The 15,723-nt window shown below is 72.6% G+C and carries 23 protein-coding genes and 4 pseudogenes; 26 read left to right on the forward strand and 1 reads right to left on the reverse strand.

Annotated features, from left to right (window positions below; translation table 11 throughout):
* Window positions 1–633 precede the first annotated feature (633 nt).
* The 7 genes and pseudogenes from G5V59_RS16385 (at window position 634) to G5V59_RS16415 (ending at window position 5,284) form a co-directional block, all read left to right on the forward strand.
* On the forward strand, window positions 634–819 hold the full coding sequence (locus G5V59_RS16385) for a hypothetical protein (protein WP_278260304.1): 186 nt from the start codon (window positions 634–636) through the stop codon (window positions 817–819).
* Between the two features lie 185 nt (window positions 820–1,004).
* Window positions 1,005–1,316, forward strand: coding sequence for a hypothetical protein (locus G5V59_RS16390; RefSeq protein WP_278259881.1), 312 nt, complete (start codon window positions 1,005–1,007; stop codon window positions 1,314–1,316).
* An 8-nt stretch (window positions 1,317–1,324) separates the two neighbouring features.
* A pseudogene (locus tag G5V59_RS16395) lies at window positions 1,325–1,417 on the forward strand (hypothetical protein); the annotation flags it as partial.
* Window positions 1,418–1,484: 67 nt separating this feature from the next.
* Entirely contained in the window at window positions 1,485–1,925 is a 441-nt protein-coding gene (locus tag G5V59_RS16400; RefSeq protein ID WP_278257171.1) for a FliG C-terminal domain-containing protein, read from the forward strand.
* Between the two features lie 48 nt (window positions 1,926–1,973).
* Window positions 1,974–4,331 carry a FliI/YscN family ATPase gene (locus G5V59_RS16405; protein WP_278257172.1) on the forward strand — a complete coding sequence of 786 codons (2,358 nt, stop codon included), beginning with the start codon at window positions 1,974–1,976 and terminating at the stop codon, window positions 4,329–4,331.
* Window positions 4,328–5,038 carry a C40 family peptidase gene (locus G5V59_RS16410; RefSeq protein ID WP_278257173.1) on the forward strand — a complete coding sequence of 237 codons (711 nt, stop codon included), beginning with the start codon at window positions 4,328–4,330 and terminating at the stop codon, window positions 5,036–5,038. The genes G5V59_RS16405 and G5V59_RS16410 overlap by 4 nt, the downstream gene beginning before the upstream one ends.
* A gap of 9 nt (window positions 5,039–5,047) precedes the next feature.
* Entirely contained in the window at window positions 5,048–5,284 is a 237-nt protein-coding gene (locus tag G5V59_RS16415; protein ID WP_278257174.1) for a lytic transglycosylase domain-containing protein, read from the forward strand.
* A 100-nt stretch (window positions 5,285–5,384) separates the two neighbouring features.
* On the opposite strand, the gene G5V59_RS16420 is transcribed toward G5V59_RS16415, so the two are convergent.
* Entirely contained in the window at window positions 5,385–5,519 is a 135-nt protein-coding gene (locus tag G5V59_RS16420; RefSeq protein WP_278257175.1) for a hypothetical protein, read from the reverse strand.
* Between the two features lie 630 nt (window positions 5,520–6,149).
* Here G5V59_RS16420 and G5V59_RS16425 point away from each other — a divergent pair.
* From G5V59_RS16425 to G5V59_RS16515, 19 genes and pseudogenes are all read left to right on the forward strand, one after another.
* Complete coding sequence (locus tag G5V59_RS16425; RefSeq protein ID WP_278257176.1) at window positions 6,150–6,434, forward strand: hypothetical protein; 285 nt, start codon at window positions 6,150–6,152, stop codon at window positions 6,432–6,434.
* 119 nt (window positions 6,435–6,553) lie between these two features.
* On the forward strand, window positions 6,554–6,946 hold the full coding sequence (locus G5V59_RS16430; protein WP_278257177.1) for a flagellar hook capping FlgD N-terminal domain-containing protein: 393 nt from the start codon (window positions 6,554–6,556) through the stop codon (window positions 6,944–6,946).
* A 46-nt stretch (window positions 6,947–6,992) separates the two neighbouring features.
* Window positions 6,993–7,463: a flagellar basal body protein gene (locus G5V59_RS16435; protein WP_278257178.1), complete on the forward strand. Its 471-nt coding sequence runs from the start codon at window positions 6,993–6,995 to the stop codon at window positions 7,461–7,463.
* A 254-nt stretch (window positions 7,464–7,717) separates the two neighbouring features.
* Window positions 7,718–7,846 carry a flagellar basal body rod C-terminal domain-containing protein gene (locus G5V59_RS16440; protein ID WP_278259882.1) on the forward strand — a complete coding sequence of 43 codons (129 nt, stop codon included), beginning with the start codon at window positions 7,718–7,720 and terminating at the stop codon, window positions 7,844–7,846.
* Window positions 7,847–7,993: 147 nt separating this feature from the next.
* A complete protein-coding gene (locus G5V59_RS16445; RefSeq protein ID WP_278257179.1) occupies window positions 7,994–8,278 on the forward strand; it encodes a flagellar FlbD family protein in 285 nt (94 codons plus the stop codon).
* A gap of 393 nt (window positions 8,279–8,671) precedes the next feature.
* Window positions 8,672–8,740, forward strand: a pseudogene (locus G5V59_RS16450) (hypothetical protein); the annotation flags it as partial.
* A 24-nt stretch (window positions 8,741–8,764) separates the two neighbouring features.
* Window positions 8,765–9,703, forward strand: coding sequence for a flagellar motor protein MotB (locus tag G5V59_RS16455; RefSeq protein WP_278257180.1), 939 nt, complete (start codon window positions 8,765–8,767; stop codon window positions 9,701–9,703).
* A 54-nt stretch (window positions 9,704–9,757) separates the two neighbouring features.
* A complete protein-coding gene (locus G5V59_RS16460; RefSeq protein WP_278257181.1) occupies window positions 9,758–10,087 on the forward strand; it encodes a hypothetical protein in 330 nt (109 codons plus the stop codon).
* Window positions 10,084–10,488 (forward strand): hypothetical protein, encoded by a 405-nt coding sequence (locus G5V59_RS16465; RefSeq protein WP_278257182.1) that lies wholly within the window; start codon window positions 10,084–10,086, stop codon window positions 10,486–10,488. The genes G5V59_RS16460 and G5V59_RS16465 overlap by 4 nt, the downstream gene beginning before the upstream one ends.
* A gap of 173 nt (window positions 10,489–10,661) precedes the next feature.
* Window positions 10,662–11,591 carry a flagellar motor switch protein FliM gene (locus tag G5V59_RS16470; protein ID WP_278257183.1) on the forward strand — a complete coding sequence of 310 codons (930 nt, stop codon included), beginning with the start codon at window positions 10,662–10,664 and terminating at the stop codon, window positions 11,589–11,591.
* Window positions 11,592–11,754: 163 nt separating this feature from the next.
* Window positions 11,755–12,192 carry a hypothetical protein gene (locus G5V59_RS16475; protein ID WP_278257184.1) on the forward strand — a complete coding sequence of 146 codons (438 nt, stop codon included), beginning with the start codon at window positions 11,755–11,757 and terminating at the stop codon, window positions 12,190–12,192.
* Between the two features lie 30 nt (window positions 12,193–12,222).
* Complete coding sequence (locus G5V59_RS16480) at window positions 12,223–12,372, forward strand: FliM/FliN family flagellar motor switch protein (RefSeq protein WP_278257185.1); 150 nt, start codon at window positions 12,223–12,225, stop codon at window positions 12,370–12,372.
* Between the two features lie 5 nt (window positions 12,373–12,377).
* Window positions 12,378–12,842: a flagellar biosynthetic protein FliO gene (locus tag G5V59_RS16485; protein WP_278257186.1), complete on the forward strand. Its 465-nt coding sequence runs from the start codon at window positions 12,378–12,380 to the stop codon at window positions 12,840–12,842.
* The gene (locus tag G5V59_RS16490; RefSeq protein WP_278257187.1) at window positions 12,839–13,075 is read left to right on the forward strand and encodes a hypothetical protein; all 237 of its coding nucleotides are present in this window, start codon (window positions 12,839–12,841) and stop codon (window positions 13,073–13,075) included. The genes G5V59_RS16485 and G5V59_RS16490 overlap by 4 nt, the downstream gene beginning before the upstream one ends.
* Window positions 13,063–13,263, forward strand: a pseudogene (locus G5V59_RS16495) (EscR/YscR/HrcR family type III secretion system export apparatus protein); the annotation flags it as partial. The gene G5V59_RS16490 and the pseudogene G5V59_RS16495, both read left to right, overlap by 13 nt.
* Before the next feature lie 115 nt (window positions 13,264–13,378).
* Window positions 13,379–13,462: pseudogene (locus G5V59_RS16500) on the forward strand (EscR/YscR/HrcR family type III secretion system export apparatus protein); the annotation flags it as partial.
* A gap of 241 nt (window positions 13,463–13,703) precedes the next feature.
* Window positions 13,704–13,913: a flagellar biosynthetic protein FliQ gene (locus tag G5V59_RS36845; RefSeq protein ID WP_341351227.1), complete on the forward strand. Its 210-nt coding sequence runs from the start codon at window positions 13,704–13,706 to the stop codon at window positions 13,911–13,913.
* Window positions 13,901–14,650, forward strand: a complete 750-nt coding sequence (locus G5V59_RS16510) for a flagellar biosynthetic protein FliR (protein ID WP_278257188.1) — start codon at window positions 13,901–13,903, stop codon at window positions 14,648–14,650. The genes G5V59_RS36845 and G5V59_RS16510 overlap by 13 nt, the downstream gene beginning before the upstream one ends.
* Window positions 14,650–15,672 (forward strand): EscU/YscU/HrcU family type III secretion system export apparatus switch protein, encoded by a 1,023-nt coding sequence (locus G5V59_RS16515; protein WP_278257189.1) that lies wholly within the window; start codon window positions 14,650–14,652, stop codon window positions 15,670–15,672. Before G5V59_RS16510 ends, G5V59_RS16515 begins: the two co-directional genes overlap by 1 nt.
* Window positions 15,673–15,723: the final 51 nt, after the last annotated feature.

Raw genomic sequence — 15,723 nt, forward strand, 5'->3', positions numbered from 1 at the left:
GACGCGGGCCAAGGAGGTCACCTCCTTCGAGGACTCGATGCAGGCCAAGATCCAGGCCGCGCTCGACAAGTGGGTCGGCCCGGGCAACTCCACCGCCACGGTCACCGCGGACCTCGACTTCGACAAGGCCGTGGTCAAGAGCCGCAAGTACACCAACGACAAGAAGAACCCGCCGCTGTCGGAGACCACGACGACCGAGAAGTACAACGGTCCGGCGGGCTCCGGCACCAACGGCGCCGGCGGCGTGGTCGGCCCGGACGGCCAGATGGACCCGTCGGCGGCGGCAGGCAACGGCAGACTCGGCGTACGAGAACACCAGCACCACCCGCGACAACACCCTCGACGAGGTCGTGGAGACCCGGGAGACCGCGCCCGGCTCGATCAAGCGGCTCACGGTGGGCGTGGCCCTCGACGCGACGGCCGCCGCGAAGATCCAGCCGCAGGTCATCAAGGACCAGATCAGCAGCGCGGCCGGCATCGAGCCGACCCGCGGGGACACGATCGAGGTCTCGGTGCTGCCCTTCGACCGCAGCGTGGCGGACGCCAACGCCAAGGAGGCTCGCCGCGGCCAAGGCCGCCGAGGCAGCGGACCGCAAGAACGCGCTGCTGCGCAACCTCGGCATCGGCGGCGGCGTGATGCTGGTGGCGCTGATGGCCTGGTGGCAGGCCCGGCGCCGGGCCAAGGCCCGCGACGAGGCGACGTCGTACGTCGTCGAGCAGGCTCCGCCTGGACGCGGCCAACCGCACCCCGGCCCTGGAGTCGCCCGCGCTGGCGGCGCTGGAGGCCGCGGAGGCCGACGAGGACGAGTCGATGCGTGAGGAGCTCATCGCGCTCGTCGACAAGCAGCCCGACGACGTGGCCGCGCTGCTGCGCGGCTGGCTGGTGGAGCCGCGCAAATGACGATCATGACCACCGGCGCCACCTCGGCGATCGCCCAGCCTGGGCGTGCGCAAGGCCGCCGTCCTCCTCATCCAGACTCGGCAAGGAGCGCGCCGCGCAGGTGATGGCGCACCTCTCCGACGCCGAGGTCGAGGCGATCTCCGCCGAGATCGCCCGGCTCGACGCGGTGACCGCGGACGAGACCACCCAGGTGCTCAGCGAGTTCCACGACCTGGCGACGGCGCACGCGCACGTCACCCAGGGCGGCTTCGGCTTCGCCCAGCAGCCTGCTGGAGCAGTCGCTCGGCCCGGAGCGCGCGAAGGAGATCATGGAGCGGCTGCACGCAGCGGCCGTGCAGATGCCCTTCCAGTTCCTGCACCGCGCGGATCCCGCGCAGGCTGCGGTCCTTCATCGCCGACGAGCACCCGCAGGTGATCGCCCTGGTGCTGGCCCACATGGCCGCCGACAAGGCGTCCCTGCTGCTGAGCGGCCTGCCCGCCCACCAGCAGGCCGTGGTCGCGCACCGGATCGCGGTGATGGACCGCACGTCGCCGGAGATCGTGCGCACCGTCGAGGCCATCTTGGAGCGCAAAGCTCTCCTCGATGCTCCAGCCCGCGGAGGTCTCCCGGGTCGGCGGTGTGGACCCGCTCGTCAACATCATCAACCGCTCGGACCGCCCCACGGAGCGGCAGATCGTCGAAGGCCTCGAGGGCCTCGACCCCTCGCTGGCCGACGAGGTCAAGAGCCGGATGTTCATGTTCGAGGACATCGTCGGCCTCGACGACCGCTCGGTGCAGCAGGTGCTGCGCCAGGTCGACACCGCCGACCTGGCGCTCGCGCTCAAGGGCGTCAGCGACGCGGTCCGCACGAAGATCACCGGCAACCTGTCCGAGCGGGCCGCGGAGAACCTCCTCGACGAGGTCGAGATGCTCGGCGCCGTGCGCCTCGCCCAGGTCGAGGAGGCCCAGCAGGGCGTCATCCGCACCATCCGCCAGGCTCGAGGAGCAGGGCCAGATCATGGTCCGCCGAGGGAGCGACGATGAGTTCGTCGTCTGAGCCGCGCGGCGGCGTCGCGACGCCGGAGCCTGCGGGTGGGTCGGTGGACCCGCCTCGGCGGCTCGTCGGTGCTCGGCGACGCCGTCACCGAGACGATGCTGGACGGGCTCGCGAGCAAGGCGCGCGAGGCCGCCCGGGCGCAGGGGTACGCCGTGGGGTGGGCCGAGGGCCGCCGCGCGGCTGCCGAGGAGGCGGCCGCCGAGGAGGCCGGGCGCACCGCCCGGCACCAGGCTGCCGAGTCCCGCCGGCAGGCGGAGCACGACGACGCCGTGGCCGCGCTGGGCAGGGCCGCCGAGCAGGTCAGGGGGCTGCTCGACGACCTCTCCGCCGCGGTCGAGCAGCAGGCGAGCGAGACTCGCCTGCGCGCTCACCGCCGAGATCCTGGGGGCGCAGGTGGCGTCCGCGGACGTGGTCGCGCGCGTGCTGCAGGTGCTGCCCGCCGTACCGGTCGGCCGGGTGCGGCTGCACCCCGCCGTGGTGACGGCCGAGGCGGCGCGCGACCTCGCTGCCCGGGGCGTGGAGGTCCTCGCCGACCCCTCGCTCGGCCGCGCGGACGCGCTGGTCGAGTCGCCGGACGGCTCGGTCACCGACCTGCGCATCGACGCCGCGATGGAGCGGGTCCGGGAGGTGCTGTCGTGAGGATCACCGCACCCGTGCTCGACCGTGCCGTCGCCGCGGCCCGTCCGTTGCGGCTGGGCACCGTGGCCGGGCTGGTCGGCCTGCACCTGGAGGTCCGCGGCCTGCCGTCGGCGGCCGCCGGCGACCTGGTGGAGATCCGCACCGCCGGTGGACCGCTGCTCGCCGAGGTCGCCGCCCTGCGCGACGGTGCGGCCGTCTGCCTCCCGCTCGGTACGACGACGGGGGTCCGCGTCGGCGACCACGTCCACGCCACCGGGGGTCCGCTGCGCATCCACGTCGGCGACGCACTGCGCGGCCGGGTGCTCGACGGCCTCGGCCGCCCGATCGACGGCGGTGCACCGCTCGAGGGACTGCACACGGTCTCGACCGAGCACGCCGCACCGAACGCCCTGTCCCGCCCACGGATCACCGAGCCGCTCGGGCTCGGCGTACGGGCCCTCGACGCACTGGTCCCCGCCGGCCGCGGCCAGCGCCTCGGCATCATGGCGGGCTCCGGCGTCGGCAAGTCCTCGCTGCTGTCGATGATCGCGCGCGGCACCGACGCGGAGGTCAACGTGATCGCGCTCGTCGGCGAGCGTGGCCGCGAGGTGCGCGAGTTCATCGACGGCGACCTCGGTCCCGAGGGCCTGGCCCGCTCGGTGGTCGTCGTCGCGACCTCCGACGCACCTGCGGTCGAGCGGCTGCGCGCGGCGTTCACCGCGACCCGGATCGCGGAGTGGTTCCGCGACTCCGGTCGTGACGTGCTGCTGATGATGGACTCCCTCACCCGGGTCGCGATGGCCCAGCGCGAGATCGGCCTGTCCGCGGGCGAGCCGCCCGCAACCCGCGGCTACCCGCCCAGCGTGTTCGGTCTCCTCCCCCGCCTCCTCGAGCGCGCGGGCACCTCCGCCCACGGATCCATCACCGGGCTCTACACCGTCCTCGTCGAGGGCGACGACCTCCAGGACCCGATCGGCGACACCGCCCGCTCGATCCTCGACGGCCACGTCGTGCTCACCCGGGAGGCTCGCCACCGCCGGGCACTTCCCCGCGATCGACGTGCTGGAGTCCATCTCCCGCGTGCACCGCGCCGTGACCACGCTCGACCAGCAGGGCGACGCCGCCCGGCTGCGCCGGATGCTCGCCGCGCACCGCTCGGTCAAGGAGCCGTCGAGATCGGCGCGTACGTCGCCGGGGCCGACGAGCACGCCGACGCCGCCCTGGTGCGGCTGCCCCGCATCGAGGCGTTCCTGCGCCAGGGCATGGACGAGCCTGACCCCGCCGGCCGAGACCTGGGACCGGCTCGCCGGACTGGTGGCCTCGTGAGCGCCCCCACGAACCGGCGCGGCCACCGCGCCGACCGCGGCCTGGCCGCCGTCGTACGGGTCCGCGAGGTCCGGGAGACCGACAGCCGGATCGGCCTGCAGCAGGTGCTCGCCGAGCAGGCCGCGCTCACCGCGCGGCTCGACGGTCTGACCGGCGTCCTCGCCGGCGCGACCGTGCCTGCCGCGAGCACGCCCGGCGCGCTGGTCGCGCAGCGGGCCGCCCTGGCGAGCGCCGGTGTGCTGGTCGCCGAGACCCGCACCGCGGTCGTCACCACCGAGGTCGTCGCGGCCGAGGCCCGGACGCGCTGGGGCGCCGACAAGGCCCGGCTCGCCGCGGTCGAGCACCTGCTCGCGGCACGTGCCGAGCGGCGTCGTACCGACGCGGCGCGGCGGGAGGCCCGCGAGGCCGACGACCTGGCCGCCCAGCGCTGGGCGAGGGGGACGCGATGAGCATCGACGTCGTCACCGCACGGATCGGCCAGATCCAGGCCCAGCTCGCACAGTTCGCCACCACCGCGGCGACCGCCACCTCGGGCACCGCCTTCTCCGAGGCGCTCAGCGCCGCCGGGACGACGACCACGAGCAGCGGCACCGCGGGCCAGGCCGTGGTCGAGGAGGCCAAGAAGTACCTCGGTCTCCCCTATGTCTGGGGCGGCACCAGCAAGGAGAAGGGCGTCGACTGCTCCGGCCTGGTGCAGTCGGTCTACAAGACCCTGGGCTACGACCTGCCGCGACTCTCCGCCGACCAGGCCCGCTCCGGCACGCCGGTCAAGAGCCTCGCCGAGGCGCAGCCCGGCGACCTGATCGCCTGGGACAACTCCAGCCGCAACAACGGCGCCGACCACATCGCGATCTACATCGGCGACGGCAAGATGATCGAGGCGCCGCGCACCGGGCTCAAGGTGCGCATCGTGGACGTCCCGTCGGAGCCGGACATGATCCGCCGGATCATCCCCAGGCTCCGCGTCGCCCACCTCGGGAACCGCCGCCACCGCGGGGATCTCCGCACGGGTCTCCGCCTCCACGCCGTACGCCGACCTGATCAACGCCGCCGCCGCCCGCACGGGCGTCCCCGGCGAGTCTGCTCGCCGCGGTCGCCAAGCAGGAGTCCGGCTTCAACCCGCGAGCAGTCAGCCCGGCCGGTGCGCAGGGGCTGATGCAGGCTCATGCCCGGCACCGCCCTCGGCCTCGGCGTCGAGAACCCGCTCGACCCGGCGCAGGCGATCGACGGCGGGGCGCGGCTGCTGCGCTCGCTGCTCGACAAGTTCGGCCGCACCGATCTCGCCCTCGCGGCGTACAACGCCGGGCCGGGCGCGGTCACGCGCTACGACGGCATCCCGCCGTACCGGGAGACCCAGAACTACGTCCGCAACATCATGGCGATGGTGAGGAGCCTGAGTTGAGCATCGCGCCCTTCCTGCCGGGACTTCCGGCACTCGTTCCGGCCGAGGGCCAGGCGACCGGCCAGGCGACCGGCCAGGCGACCGACGGCGACGCCGAGGGTCAGCCCGGCTTCGGGGACGCCTTCGCGGCCGCCCTCGCCGGAGCCCTCGCCGTGCCCACCGCGCCGCTGCCGGTGCTGACCTCGGTCGCCGCCGTCGCCGCACCCTCACCGCCGAAGGCGGAGGAGCCGAGCACCGGGCAGGCCGGGGTAGCGGCGCCCGCTCCGACCTCCCCGCCCGTCGACTGGGGACTTCCCACCCGCGACTTGGGACTTCCCACCCGCGACTTGGGACTTTCCCCCCTCGAGTCGGGACTTTCCCCCGTCGAGTGGGCACTTCCGACCTCCACGACCGCACCGGCGGTGGCCAGCCCGTCGCCGGCGGCAGCGCCCGGCCCGGTCGACCTCGCCGTACCGGCGCGGCCGACGGATGGCTCTCGGCCCGCCGACCGCGCCACGGACGCACCCCTTCCGAGCCCGCCCACGGTGGAAAGTGCCGACTCGACGGGCGGAAACCCCAACTCGACGGTGGCAAACCCCAACTCGACGGTGGGAACCCCCAACTCGACGGGGGAAGCCCCAGGCTCGGCGGTGGGGAGGGCGGTCGTGCAGCAGGTGTTCCCGGAGGTGAGCCGGATGGCGAGCACCGCCACGAACGGCACCCACCGGATCACCCTCACCCTGCAGCCCGAGCAGACTCGGCGAGGTCCGGGTGACGCTCGTGGTCCGCGACGGCTCGGTCCACGTCCGGCTCGCCGGTGGCGACGGGGTCGAGGGCGCCGCGGTGCACCGCGCGCTGGCGGGCGGCGCGCCCGAGTTCGCAGCGGTTGCTGGAGCGCACCGGGGCCGAGGCCCGGGTCAGCGTGCGCGACCCGTTCGCGCCCCTGCTCCCGTCCAGCCCGGCGTCTGCGACGAGCGTCCCCGGCACCACGAGCTCGGCCCAGCCCGGCCTGCACACCGGCCCGGACGCGCAGGCCCGTGAGGGCCAGCCGCGCGAGCAGGCCCCGCGCGAGCAGCCCACCCGTGAGGAGCCCCGGCGCCAGGAGCCGCGGCAGCCGTCGTACCTCACCGAACCGACCCCGGCCACCGGTCGCCTCGACCGGACCGTCTGAGGAGGCACCCATGTCCATCGGATCCACCGAAGGCGTCGGCTACGGCGTCACCGGCACCGCCAGCAACGGTACGACGAAGGCCGCCCCCGCCGAGGACAAGAACATGTTCCTCGAGCCTGATGGTGACCCAGATGAAGTACCAGGACCCGCTCAACCCGACCGACTCCTCGCAGATGCTCGCGCAGACCGCGCAGTTCACCTCGCTGGAGAAGCTCGGCTCGATCGCCGACCAGAACGCGATGATCCTGAGCACCCAGGCTTCGCCTTCGGCGCCAGGCTCGATGATCGGCCAGACCGTGCGCTGGTACGACGAGAAGGGCGTCGAGCAGAGCGGGAAGGTGCAGGGCACGACGTACCTCGCCTCGGGGCCGGTGCTCAGCGTCGACGGCAAGAAGGTGCCGATCACCGACGTGCTCAGCGTCGGCGACGCACCCACGATCCCGGCCCCCGCCACGGGCGGCTCCGGCAGCACCTACGTCCCGCCGAGCGGGACGCCCAGCACGACCACCTGATCAGCATCCGCCTGACCACCAGCACCACCACCGAAGGGGAACCACCATGCTTCGTTCGCTGTTCGCCGGAATCTCCGGCCTCCGGGTCAACCAGACCATGCTCGACGTCACCGGCAACAACATCGCCAACGCCAACACCACCGGCTTCAAGGCGAGCACCACCGTCTTCTCCGACACCCTCAGCCAGATGCTCACCGCGGCGTCGGGCGGCAACGCCGAGCGCGGCGGCACCAACCCGATCCAGATCGGCCTGGGCGTCCAGGCTCGCGGCGACGTCCACCAACTTCGGGCAGGGCTCGGCGCAGGCTCACCGGCCGGCCGACCGACATCATGCTGCAGGGCGACGGCTTCTTCGTGCTGCGCGACGGCGCGGAGAACGTCTACTCCCGCGCGGGCGCCTTCACCTTCGACCAGACCGGCGTGCTCGTCGCGCCCAACGGCATGCGGGTGCAGGGCTACGCCCTCGACGCTGCCGGCCTGCCCACCGGCGGGGCCACCGACGTCGACCTGCACATGATCGACGGCTCGCTGCCCGCGGGGACCGAGACTCACGTCGTACTCCATCGCGGCGGACGGCAAGGTCCGCGGCGTCTTCTCCGACGGCGTGCAGCGCGACATCTGCCAGGCTGGCCGTGGCGGACTTCACCAACCCGATGGGCCTGGAGAAGATCGGCGACACCGCCTTCCGCGAGTCCGCCAACTCCGGCGCCGTGCAGGCTCGGCGTCGCCGGCCAGGGCCAGCGCGGCCAGATCATGGCCGGCGCCCTGGAGATGTCGAACGTCGACCTGTCGGCCGAGTTCACCAACCTGATCCTCGCGCAGCGGGGCTTCCAGGCCAGGCTCGCGCGTCATCACCACGAGCGACCAGGTGCTCGAGGAACCGTGAACATCAAGCGCTGACCGTCTCCGGGCGGTGGCCCTGACGAAAAGCACGCCGACACGCGGTAAATCAGTGCTTTTCGTCAGGGACCACCTCCCCGGCCGATGGGAGCGGCGGAGTGCCACGGACGGCACGACCGCACGAACCACGCACATGGAGGTGCCGCGGTGATCTCGTTGACCCGACTCTCGGGGACCACGTTCCTGCTGAACGCGGACCTCGTCGAACGTGTGGACTGCACACCCGACACCGTGGTGACGCTGGTGGACGGCACGAAGTACCTGGTGTCGGAGTCCCTCGACGAGGTGCTCGCCGCGGTCGTCGACTACCGCGCCTCCATCGTCGCCCGCGCCGCCCTGCCCGACGCGGCCAGCCTGCCGCCGGTGCGCCCGCGCCCGACCCGCCTGGCCGCCGTACCGCGCGCCGATCGCCAGCGAGGAGTAACGCCGTGAAGGACATCGCCACCCCGGTCGGGATCGTCCTCGGCCTGGTGATCATCGTCGCGGCCAACGTGCTCGAGGGCGGCAACCCGATGAGCCTGCTGCTCCTGCCGCCCATCCTGCTGGTGCTCGGTACGACGATCATGGTCACCGTCGCCGGCGGCACGATGGCCGACGCGAAGTCCGCGGTCGGCAACATCAAGCGGGCGATCTCCGGCTCCGTGGAGCCGGCCGACACGCTGGTGCCCCAGGTGGTGAGCCTGGCCGAGCGGGCCCGCCGCGAAGGGCTGCTGGCGTTGGAGGACAGCCTGCGCGAGATCGACGACCCGTTCCTCGTCAAGGGCGTCACGATGGCGATCGACGGCACCGATCCCGAGGACGTGCGCGACATCCTCGAGGCCGAGCCTGCGCGCGAAGAAGCGCGACGACAAGCAGGCCGCGAAGTTCTTCAGCGACGCCGGCGGCTATGCCCCCACGATCGGCATCATCGGCACCGTCATGGGCCTGGTGCACGTGCTGGAGAACCTCGCCACCCCCGAGGAGCCTGGGCCACCTGATCGCCGGCGCCTTCGTCGCGACGCTGTGGGGCGTGATGTCCGCGAACGTGATCTGGCTGCCCCTGTCGAGCCGGCTCAAGCGGCTGGGCGAGCCTGGAGTGCGCCCGGATGGAGGTCGCCATCGAGGGCGTCGCCGCCATCCAGGCCGGCGCCAACCCCCGCCTGGTGGCGGAGAAAGCCTGCGCTCGCTGCTGCCGACCGGCGCGCCCGAGCAGGAGGCCGCGTGATGTCCGCCGGCGGGAACAAGGGCCATCCGCCGCGCAAGCGTCACCACGACGAGGAGCACGACGAGGCGCACGCCGACGAGCGCTGGCTGGTCACCTACGCCGACATGGTGACCCTGCTGATGGTGCTGTTCATCGTGATGTTCGCGATGTCGACGGTGGACGAGAAGAAGTACGAGCAGACTCAAGGAGGGACTCGCCGTCGGCTTCGGCCGCGAGCAGTCGATCCTCGACGGCGCGAGTCCGGTGAGCAACCACAAGGGCGCGAGCGACCCGGGCGAGGCGTCGTACCAGATGCTGCTCGCGCAGGTCCCCGAGCCGCAGCGCGCGACGGTCACCAAGATCCTGCAGGAGTCCGACCGGCTCAAGAACGAGCGGGCCGCGGGCGAGGCCCGGGTCGAGGTCGAGCGGCTGCTGAAGGTCTGGCAGAAGATCGACCGGGCGCTGCGCAGCAAGGGCCTGCGCGACGACGTGCGGGCGACCATCGACGACCGCGGGCTCGTGGTCAGCCTGGTCTCCCAGCACGTCGTCTTCGAGCCGGACGTGGCGGTGCTGACGGCCCGCGGGCAGCAGGTCGTCGACACCATGGCACCGGTGCTGAAGGCGCTCACCGAGCCGATCGAGACTCGACGGGCACACCAACCAGGAGAAGGTGAAGCCGAGGTACTACCCGACCGACTGGGAGCCTGTCGCTGGCCCGCGCCGCGCACGTGCTGCGCCGGCTCGAGGAGGTGCACGGCATCGCCGCCGGCCGGTTGCGCGCCACCGGCTTCGGTCACACCAAGCCGCTCGTCGACCCGGCCCGCGCCGGGTCGCAGAACATCAACAAGCGCGTCGACATCGTGGTCCTGAGCCAGGCCCCCGCCGAGACCCGGGCGCTGATGGACGACGCCTACGACGAGGTACGCCGCCAGGCCGGCCTCGACGCCTCCGGCACCAGCCCGACCACCCCGACCACCCCGACCACCCCGACCAGCCCGAGCGACCCGCACGCCAGTGCCTCCGGCCGCCACGTCACCACCCGAGAGGACCTCCCGTGAGCACCACGATCGCCCCGAGCCCGGCCTCCGCCGAGACCGCGGCACCCGCGAAGGGCGGCAAGGGCAAGAAGATCCTGATCGCCGTCGTCGTCCTCGCCCTCGCCGCCGGCGCCGCCTGGTTCCTCGTCCTCAAGCCCAAGGGCGACACGGCTCCCAAGCCCGGCGACGTGCTGACCCTGGAGGCGATCCAGGTCAACCTCGCCGGTGGCCACTACCTCCGCCTCGGGATGGCCCTGCAGGCTGGTCGAGGGCGCCACGGAGACCGACGGGAGCCAGGCGCTGGACGCAGCGATCGGTGTGTTCAGCGGCCTGCCGGTGGGTCAGGTGACCGCCCCCGCGACCCGCGAGAAGTCTGCGCCAGGAGCCTGCAGAAGGAGCCTCGACCACCGCTACCACGGTGACGTCATGGAGGTGCTCTTCACCGAGTTCGTCACGCAGTAGGGGCGCTCCGCCGGAGCACCCACCTGGGACCGTCCTCGGGACCCTCCGTAGTCCATCGGTACTACGGGACCCTGACCGTCCGGTGGCGGGACGACCTCTCAGGTCCTCCCGTGCGCCGACGATGGGGCGTTGCGTGACCCTCGCCCCGCACCGGCCGCGGCGTCGTCCCCGGACGACCGAGCCGACGCCGTACGACTTCCGGCGGCCCATCCAGGCTCAGCCGCGAGCACCAGCGCACGCTGCAGGCTGGGCTTCGACGGCTTCGCGCGGCAGGCGACGACCGTCTTCACCAGTCTCGCTGCGCACCGTGTGCACGGTGACGCTGGCGGGCATCGAGCAGCGCACCTACGCCGAGTACGTCGACAGCCTCGGCCCGTCGACGTACATGACGCTGTTCTCCGCCGACCCGATGCCGGGCACCGGCGTGCTGGAGATCCCGCTCTTCGCGACGATGTCCTGCCTCGACCACATGCTCGGCGGGCCGGGCTCCGACGAGCAGCCGGACCGCCCGCTCACCGAGATCGAGGATGGCGTCTTCCGCGGGCTGGTCGAGCGCCTGCTCGGCGAGATGCGCTACTCCCTGGAGGGCCTGGTCGCGCTCGAGCCGACGGTCACCGGGATCGAGTACAGCCCCCAGTTCGCCCAGGTCGCCGCGGCCGCCGACGTGATGGTCGTGGTCACCCTGGGTCTGCGCATCGGCGAGCGCGCACACCCGATGTCGGTGTGCCTGCCGTTCAGCGGGCTGCTCCCCCACCTCGCCAACGCCTCCGGCAGCGGCGCCATGTCCGACCGCGAGCGGGCCCAGCGCGCGGAGTCGGCCGTGCTGCTGCACGAGCAGTTCCACCGGGTGCCGGTGGCGGTGTCGGTGCGCTTCCGCCCGATCACCCTGGATCCCGGCCTGCTCGCCGACCTGAAGCCCGGCTCCGTGGTGCGGCTGAGCCACCCCGCGTCCGCGCCCCTCGACGTCACCGTCGACGGCAACACCTTCGCCCACGCCACCCCCGGAGCCCGCGGCCAGCGCCCGGCCGCGCTCATCGTCACCACGCCCGAGGAGAACTCATGACCGACGCCACCCCGACCCTCGCCGAGGCGGTCGCCGAGGCCGCCGCGGCCGTCCTGCCGTCGGTGAGCCCGCTCGTGCTCGGGCCGGCCCAGCCCGGCTCGCCGCACGTGGCCGCCGCCTTCGCAGGCGGCGCGGTCGCCGGTACTCGACGGCGGCGTACCCGGTGTCGTGGCGGTGCTCGTCGGCAAGGAGGCTCGTCGACGCCCCGGCCGCCAGCCCGATCGGCGCGCTCGAGGTGGCCGCCGCCGTGCAGCCTGCGCTCGACGCCGCCGCGCACCGGCTCGGTGCCCGGGCCCGCAGCGCGAGCACGCTCGAGCTCGGCGCCGACGACTTCGACATCACCGCCCTGCTCGGCGGGCAGTTCACCACCGTGCCGCTCATCGGCACCGGGATCGCCGGTGCGGTGCTGGTGCCGGAAGCGACCCTGGCGGGTGCCCGCGAGCCGATCACCGCCGAGGAACCGGTCGACCTGGCGGCCGCGGACGAGCCCTTCGTGCCCGCCTTCGCGAGCGCGCCCACCCCCGTCGTGCCGCGGGGCCTGGAGCCTGCTCCACGGCGTCGACATGGAGGTGACCGTCGAGCCTGGGCCGCACCCGGATGACCGTGCGCGACCTGCTCGCGCTCACCCCGGGTGCCGTGCTGGAGCCTGGACCGCGCCGCCGGCAGCCCGGCCGACCTGCTCGTCAACGGGCGGCTGGTCGCGCGCGGCGAGGTCGTCGTCGTGGACGAGGACTTCGGACTGCGCGTCACCGAGATCCTCGACGCCGCGGCCACGGCCTGACGCCGATGATCGCCCTGTCCGCCTCGGACCCGAGCCTCGGCGCGCTGGCCTTCCGCCTGCTCGGCTCGCTCGCGGTCGTCGTCGGACTGCTCCTGCTCATCGCCCGCGGCGTCAACCGCCGCTTCAAGGCGCCCGCCGGGGCCGCCATCCAGGTCGTGCACCGCCGGGCGCTCGGCCGCGGGCAGAGCGTCGCGGTCGTCTCCGTCGGCACCCGGGTGCTCGTGCTCGGGACCACCGAGCAGCAGGTCACCCTGCTCACCGAGGTGGAGCCCGACGAGGTCGGCCTCGACGTGCTCGACGACGGCGGCCTCGGCCCGGTGCCGAGCGACGACGAGAACGACGACCAGGACGAGGACCGACGCCCCGCCCGTACGGCGCCGGCGCCCGCCGGCCCGCTCGCCGGCTCCGTGCTCTCGGCGCAGACCTGGAAGCAGACCCTCGCGGCCGTCACCGGGAAGCGAGCGTCGTGAACCTCCTCTCCCAGGCTCCCCCAGGTGGCCCTGGTGCTCGCGAAGCCCGGCGGCCCCGCCGGCCCGAACGGCCCCGACGGCGGCGGCAGCGTGCAGATCGACCTGTCCGGCCTCACCGACAAGCCCAGCCACAGCCTGGTCGTCTTCCTCGCGCTGACCCTGCTCAGCCTGCTGCCCGCGATCATGCTGACCTGCACCAGGCTTCACCAAGGTGCTCGTCGTGCTCGGCCTGACCCGCAACGCGCTCGGCCTGCAGCAGACGCCGAACAACCAGGTGCTCGCCGGGCTCGCGCTCTTCCTCAGCCTCTTCATCATGGCGCCGGTGCTGAGCAGCATCAACGACGCGGGCGTGCAGCCCTACCTCGACGGCACCAAGACAAACGCGCAGGCCTTCCACGACGGGATGGAGCCGCTGCGCGGGTTCATGCTCGACAACACCGACGACGACGAGTCGATGCTGCTCACCAACGTCGCCGACCGAAAGCCTCCCCGACAACCGCGAGGACGTCTCGACCGCCACCCTGATCCCGGCGTTCGTGCTGTCGGAGCTCAAGGACGCCTTCATCATCGGGTTCATCATCTTCATCCCGTTCCTGGTGATCGACATCGTCGTCAGCGGGGCGTTGATGAGTCTCGGCATGATGATGATGCCGCCGGTGATGGTGTCCCTGCCGTTCAAGCCTGCTGCTCTTCGTGATGGTCGACGGGTGGGCCCTGGTGATCAAGTCCCTCGTCGCGTCGTACGGAGGGGGCTAGCGATGACCGACACCGCGATCATCGAGATCGCCCTCAAGACGATGCTGGTGGCGCTGAAGTCTGTCGGCGCCGATCCTGGCGACCTCGCTCGTCATCGGCTTCACGATCTCGCTCTTCCAGTCGATGACGCAGATCCAGGAGTTCACGCTGTCCTTCGTCCCCAAGTCTGGTGGGCGTCGGCGTCGCGCTGCTCGTCTGCGGCAACTGGATGCTGCACACCCTGATGTCCTTCACGAACGAGTCTGTTCGCGCGCCTGCCCGGCCTGCTGGTTTAGGCGGCATCGTGGTCCTGTCCGTCGACGGTGCGCAGGCTGACCGCTCTGCTCCTCGCGTCGGTGCGCGTCGTCGCGTGGCTGGCCGTCGTACCGCCGTTCGCGACCCGGGGCATCCCGTCGATGGCCAAGGTGGTCCTCGCGCTCGGCCTCTCGATGGCGATGGCACCGACGCTGGCCACCCAGGCCCTGCCCGGTACGACGCCCGGGATGCTCATGGCGACCGCGACCCAGGCCTTCGTCGGGGTCGCGATGGGCTACGTGACGATGCTGCTGTTCTCCGCCGTGGGCGCGGCCGGCTCGCTGATCGACCTCTTCGGCGGCTTCGCACTGGCCTCGGCCTGGGACCCGCTCGGCATGAACATGAACACTGTCTTTGGACGCTTCCACCAGATGCTCGCGACCGTGCTGCTGCTCGTGTCCGGCGGGCACCTGCTGGTGATCGGCGGCCTGCTGAGCACCTTCAAGTACCTCCCGCTGACCGGCACGCCGCAGGTCTCCGGCTGGGACAAGGTGCTGGTGACGGCGTTCTCGATGTTCTTCACCGTCGCGGTTCAGATGGCGCTGCCGATGATCGCGGTGCTCTTCGTGGCCGACCTCGCGCTCGCCCTGCTGACGAAGGTGGCGCCGCAGGCCAACGCGCTCAACGTGATGTTCCCGGCCAAGGTCGGGCTGACCCTGCTCCTGCTCGGGATGTCCTTCCCGATGCTGCCGGGCGCCGTCGAGCGGCTCGTCTCGCTCTCCAACCAGGCGATGGCCACGATGACGGGCGCCGGCTGATGGCGGACCAGGAGAAGACCGAGAAGCCCACCCCGAAGCGGAAGAAGCAGGCCCGCAAGGACGGCCAGGTCCCGCGCACCCCCGAGCTCGGCGGCTGGCTGGCCCTGCTCGTGGTAACCCTCGCGATGGGTCCGCTGCTCGACCACGAGGGTGACGCGCTACGCACCATGATGAGCACCCACCTGCGCGCCGCGGAGCACCCGTCGGTCCCGCTGGCGCTGACCATGCTGGGCGACGGCGCGCGGCACGTCCTGCTCACCCTGGTCCTGCTCGGCTCGATGGTGCTCGTCGTCGGCGTGCTCTCGGCCCTGGCGCAGGGCGGCTTCTACCTCTCGCCCAAGCTCGCCAAGCCCGACCCCAAGAAGCTCAACCCGCTGCAGGGCGCCAAGCGGCTCTTCGGCCCACACGCCCTGTGGGAGGGCGTGAAAGTGCTCGGCAAGAGCTCCGTCGTCGCGCTGCTGGCGTGGTCCGGGATCCGCTCGATCATGCCGCTCGTCGGCGGCCTGCTGCCGATCGACACCGTCCTGCGGACGGCGACCTCCGAGGTCTCCCACCTGATGCTGACCGTCTCGATCGCCGGGCTGGGGATGGCTGCCGCGGACTACGCGATGATGCGCCGCCGGATCGGCAAGCAGACCCGGATGAGCCACAGCGAGATCAAGCAGGAGCACAAGCAGGCCGAGGGCGACCCGATGGTCAAGAGCGCGATCCGCAGCCGCCAGGCTCGCCACCGCACGCAACCGGATGCTCGCCGACGTCGCCGAGGCCGACGTGCTGCTGGTCAACCCCACGCACGTGGCCGTCGCGCTGCGCTACGACCCCGAGCAGGGGGCGCCCCGCGTCGTCGCCCGCGGCGCCGGCGCGATCGCCGCGAAGATCCGCGAGCGGGCCGCCGAGGAGCGGGTCCCGCTGGTGCAGGACGTCCCCCTGGCACGGGCGATCTACCGCCACTGCCAGGTCGGCCAGGAGATCCCGCGCGAGCCTGTGGGCGGCCGTCGCGCAGGTCCTTGCCTTCGTGCTGAGCCGCCGCAACGCCGGCCACCACGGTGGGGAGCACCGCACCCCGCGTCGTA

The organism is Nocardioides convexus, from assembly GCF_011090295.1.